The following is a 5465-nucleotide window of genomic DNA, read 5'->3' on the forward strand; positions in this document are numbered from 1 at the left end:
GAACGCACACACCGCTACGGGCACACACCCGGCCGGACTCTCCCCTGACACCGAAGGGCCGAACGGATCGCCGCGCTCGGGACAGCCTGGGGCCCTCACCCATTTCAAGATCACAGGTCAGTGATCGCTGTCACCAATCTCCGTGGAGAGAACAGCTAGACCACCGCCGCGGCCAGGTGGGTCAGCGATGCCTCGAGCTCGTCGGCGGAGACGACCGGCAGCCGCACCAGGTGCGCCGGGTGTGTGACCGCCGCCCAGTCGTAGATCTGGGTCACCTCGGTGCGGCCGTCGTCGGTCGGGGTGAGCTTCCAAGTGAAGCGGTACCCGGGCGGGCGCTGTCCGGGCTGTCCGGGGGCCCAGCCGATGACCTGGTTCTCGGTGAAGGCCACGACGCGGTTCTCGAACCGGTAGTCGCCGTGCTCCTCGCTGTGCATGGCCATGATGAAGAAGTCGCCGACGGCGGTGAGCGGCTGGGAGGTCTCGGCGTGCCGCAGTCGGCCGGTGGCGTCGAGTTCGGGGTGGCGGCGGGGGTCGCGGAGGACGGTGAAGATCCGTTCGGCCGGTGCGTCGAGCACCTGGGAGACGGTGGTGTGGGTCGGGCCCTCCATGGTGACCGGGTCGGGGTAGAACCGGGCCCAGGCGATCCGTCCCTCGCGGGTGGTGAGGATGACCGGGCCGCGCAGCAGGACCGTCGCCCCGGTCGGGGCGGTGCCCCGATACTCCCATTCCGACCACAATTCGTCGCCGTTCTGGGCGTGGCGCAGGATCTCGACCCGCAGGTCGGGCAGCCCTGCCAGGATCTTCGTCCAGTTCGCGGCGACCTCGCCGGAACCGATGAACCCTTCGGCCGGTCGCAGCGGTCGTTCGGCGACGTAGTCCTCGGTGAAACAGCCGACGATCCGTTCCGGGACGTGGGAGTTGATCGCGTCGCGCAGTGATTGAAGGGCCTGGGGGAGCATGGCGTGGATCTCCTAGCGGTGGTTCGTCCTGTCATGTCGAGCATGAACATCGGAGGTGCTGCCCGACAACCAGACACTGCCCGGACACCGTCCGGACAGCGGTCCGGACCCGGCGGCATAATTGGGATCGTGAGCGATTCAGCGGGACTTGCACGGAAGACGATCAGCTTCGCGGCGCTCTTGCGGGACTTGCGGGAGGCCAGATCGCTGACCCAGCAGGAGCTGGCCGCAGCCGCCAGGGTGTCCCTCGCCGCGGTCAGCGCGTTGGAACGCGGGCGGCGGACCCAGCCCCAGCCGCACACCGTGCGGGCGTTGGCCGCGGCGCTGCAGCTCCGCGACGCCGACCGCATGGCGCTGCTGTCCACTCTGGGCCGGGCCGGGGACGCGGAGCTCGAGATGCCGTCCCGCACGCTGACGCCCCGCACCCCGTCGCCGCCGGGCGTCGAGGTGGTCGGGCGGGACGACGATGTGGCGGAGATCGTCGCCGCCCTGGGCACCACGCCGGGCCGGCTGGTGACGCTCACCGGACCGGGCGGGGTGGGCAAGACCACCATCGCCTTGACGGCCGCTGCTGTGGTGGCCGCCGAGCGCCCGGGCGCCGTGTACTTCGCCGACCTCACCGACGTCACCGACCCCGACGACGTTCTCGCGGCCGTGGCCCACGCGGCGGCCTGCGCCGCCGACACCGTGACCGGACTCGCGGAGCATCTCGCCGGGACGTCGGCCCTGCTCGTGCTCGACAACCTGGAGCGCGTCACGGCATGCGGCCCCCACCTGGCCGAGCTGCTGACGGCCTCCCCGGACACGGTGATCCTGGCCACCAGCCGCGTCCCGCTGCGGTTGCGCCGGGAACGTGAGGTGCGTATCGCCCCGCTCGGTGCGAGCGCGGCGGAGCAGCTCTTCGGCGAGCGGCTGGTCGCCGCCGGCGCGCCGCCCATGGGCAGGGCGGACGACAGTGCCGTCGCGCAGTTGTGCCGACGGGCCGACGGGTTGCCCCTAGCCATCGAGCTGCTTGCCGCCGCTGCGGCCCGGCTGGGGCCGCGGGCGCTGCTCGCGCGGATCGACGCGCTCACGGTACTGCCCGTGGCCGGCCCGCAGGACCTGCCGGCGCGGCAACGCACCATGGCGGCCACCGTCGAGTGGAGCTGCCAGATGCTCGGCCCCGCGGCCAGGCACTTGCTCCCCCGGCTCTCCATGCTGCCGGGCAGCTTCTCCCTCGACACCGTCGACGCGATCGCCGCGGCGGACGCGGCGGATGCGGCGGGGGCGTTCGCCGAGCTGATCGAGCACTCCCTGGTGGATCGCGCCGACGACACGGGGCCGGTCACGCGGTACCGGATGCTGGAACCGGTCCGCCGGCACGCCGTCGAGACCCTCGAACCGGCCGACCGGGAACACGTCCGTCGGAGCGTGGCCCAATGGGCCCTGCGGGCGGGACGCGCACACGTTGTGGCGATCCGGGGCCGCGGCGACATGACGGCGGTCGAGCGGGTTGAGACCGACCGCCATGTGCTGCGGCTCGGCTTCGACCACCTCGTCGACACCGGCCGGTACGACGCCGCCGCCGAGTTGCTGTGGTCGTTGTGGCTGCCGCTGTGGATGACCGGGCACACCCACGAAGCCCTCGCCTGGACCAACCGCCTGCACGAGGACGACCTGAGCGAACAAGGGCGGGCCCGCTGGCTGGTGGCGCGCGCCGGGTCCAATCGCGTGGCCGCGGACCTGTTCACTACCGCGGAGCGGGCGATGCGCCTTGCCGAGCGGATCGACGACGCGTCGCTGGCCGCAGAAGCGGCGATCTTCGCGTCGGCGGCGACTCTGCGCCTGGGGGACTTCGACGGTTCACGGGCTCTGCTGGCCAGGGCAGAGGTCCTGTTGAACAAGCGCCTTGATGTGGAGCGCGACGTGTGGGCGGCCGTGCACGTGCCGATCGGCTACGGCGACGGCGCGCTGTTGCGCGGCGACCGGGCCGCGGCGGCGCGGTACTGGCGGGCCGCGGCGGACACGGCGCGAAAGCTGGGCAGTGAGTTCTCGGTCCCGGCGGTCCTCGCGGAGTGCGCGCAGGCCGCCCGCGGCGAAGGACGCCTGGACGACGCCGCCGTTATGCTCGCCGTCGCCGCCGAACTCTCCCCCCAGCAGGACGAGCGGCCGCGGACACACGTGGCGGGCGTGGCCGCGGCCTTGGCGGCCGACCTCGGTGACGTGGCGTCAGCGCGCTGGTGGGAGGAAGTGGCAGGCTCGGAGCCGGTCCCGGACTCCGACCAACTCGGCGAACGGTTCCGGGAACTTGTCCGGCGTGCCGACACCGTTTCCGGGCGGGACTGAGCCCGGCCGTCCGCCCGTACCGGCGCTGTCCGGTCGGTGTCCGGTGGTCTCCCTCTGACGCGGGGGGCCAGTATCTGGTTCATCGGTCGGCCGCCCCTGTGGGCCGACCTCCGTCGACCCCGAGGAAGTCCCCCATGACAGCCGCCCCCATCGTGCTCGCCGCGACCGCGCTCACCGGTCACGTCCGGCCGGTGCTGAACCTCGCCCGCCACCTTGTCGGGGCCGGACGGCAGGTCACGGTCGTCAGCGGCAGCCGGTTCGCGCGGCAGGCCGAAGCAGCGGGGGCGGCGTTCGTCCCGCTGGCCGGACCGGCCGACTTCGACGACCGCCGCCTCGGTGAGCTGCAGCCGTGGCTGCACGAGCTGCCGCCGGGCCCGGCGTTCCTGCAGGCCATGTTCGGCTGGTTCACCGACATGGCGCCAGCGCAGAACGCCGTGCTGCAGGAGGTGCTGGCGGAGCAGCCCGACGCCGCTGTTATCCACGAGGCTGCCTTCTACGGAACGTGGCCGCAGCTGCTGGGCGCGCCCGGGATCCGGCCACGGCGCACCGTGGGCCTCGGGATCTTCCCTCTGACCCTCAGCGGGGCTGAGCTGACCATGATGGGACCTCCTCCCCCGCGCGCCGGGCTCGACGTGCGGGGAGCGGCTGCGGCGTTCAACGCCGAACTCGCCGCCCAGCTCGCCGGCGCCACCGCGCACGCCCAGCAGGTCATGGCGGGGCTGGGCGCGACGGCCACGCTGCCCGTGATCAGCGACGCACAGATCCTGCTGCCCGACGTGTTCGCTCAGCTCACCGTCCCGTCCTTCGAGTACCCCCGGATCGATGCGCCGCCGACACTGCGGCTCATCGGGGCCCTGCCGCCCGAACCGCCCACCACATGGCAGCCACCCTCCTGGTGGCCCGAGCTTTCGCAGCGCCGAGTCGTCGCGCTCACCCAGGGCACGGTGGCCAACCACGACCTGACCGATCTCGTCCAACCTACGCTCGACGCGCTCGCCGACGAGGACGTGCTCGTCGTGGCCGGGCTCGGCGGCCGCAAGATCGCCCCCGGGGACCTGCGCGTGCCGTCGAACGCGCGCGTCGAGTCGTTCATCCCGTTCGACGCGCTGTTCCCGCTGGTCGACGTCGTGGTCACCAACGGCGGTTACGGCGGCGTGCAGCTCGCCCTGCACCACGGCGTGCCGCTCGTCGTGGCAGGCGGCAGCGAGGACAAGCCCGCTGTGGCCGCCCGGGTCGCGGACTTCGGAGTCGGTGTCGACCTGTGCACCGGACGACCGGAAACCGCTGCGGTCGGACAGGGCGTCCGGCGGGTGCTTGACGAGCCGGCGTTCCGACGCAGGGCGCAAGACCTAAGCGCGGAGTACCGGACCGCAGACCCGGTGCGCGCCGTTCTCGACATCGTCGACGGCGCGTGACATCTCCATTCAAGACCGTCCGTTGTGGCTCGGCCGGCCTCGTCGACGGTGACCGACATCCCCGTTCGTCACGGCCCCGCTGGGCGCGGGCGAGCACTGGGTAACCGAGCTCTGTCTTCGGAACGCCTCTGAGGTCCGCTGACGCTGGACAACGCCTCGGTTCTGACAATTCGTTTACCGGCCTCAGGGCGCTGGCTCACCCATGCCAGGGTCGACGGCGTACAGTCAGCCACCTCATCGTGGCTGGTCACCGTGCCTACCTCATCATCCGGCCAGCTACTCACGCGTACTCCTCATGGGAAGCGATGGCTGTGCGAACCAGTCCGGCAAGACCAGGTTCAGGCACGGGACGCTCTGCGGTGCCGAGGCGTCGCCCCGAGGCCGGCGGCTCCCCACCTGTCATCAGCGAGACGGGACAGCCCGGTGGCGATGGCCTTTCTGACGCTTGCGGGTGAGACCCTTCGACATGGAGAGCAGGTCTGCGGCGAGCCCTGCTCGTGTACCGCCGTAGACGGCGCCCGCTGCGGTGAGAGCTGTACGCCTTGACACCTTCGACGTGACCGGGACAGGTGCGGGGCAGCTCGCCCTACGGGCTAATACTGCAACTTTCGAATACCGACACTTCACCAGTGGGTGCGCGACACACTAGAGATGATCGTCGGTGCGGACAAGTCTCGGCGACGCCTGAATTCTGACCCTCTGACGGCGGATCAAAAGTGACCCTCTCGGTGATCTTCGTCTGAACCTGATCTTGATCGGAAGGTCA

General features: G+C 71.4%; 3 protein-coding genes. 2 read left to right on the forward strand and 1 reads right to left on the reverse strand.

Annotated elements, in window-relative coordinates; genetic code table 11:
• Window positions 1-155: 155 nt before the first annotated feature.
• Entirely contained in the window at window positions 156-959 is an 804-nt protein-coding gene (locus ACZ7M3_RS52520) for a nuclear transport factor 2 family protein (protein WP_472073896.1), read from the reverse strand.
• A 129-nt stretch (window positions 960-1088) separates the two neighbouring features.
• Here ACZ7M3_RS52520 and ACZ7M3_RS52525 point away from each other — a divergent pair, with 129 nt between their 5' ends.
• Window positions 1089-3284 (forward strand): ATP-binding protein, encoded by a 2196-nt coding sequence (locus tag ACZ7M3_RS52525; RefSeq protein WP_472073898.1) that lies wholly within the window; start codon window positions 1089-1091, stop codon window positions 3282-3284.
• 134 nt (window positions 3285-3418) lie between these two features.
• Complete coding sequence (locus ACZ7M3_RS52530; protein ID WP_472073900.1) at window positions 3419-4699, forward strand: nucleotide disphospho-sugar-binding domain-containing protein; 1281 nt, start codon at window positions 3419-3421, stop codon at window positions 4697-4699.
• The last annotated feature ends 766 nt before the right edge of the window (window positions 4700-5465 follow it).

Source organism: Streptomyces sp. NPDC111656 (assembly GCF_055656965.1).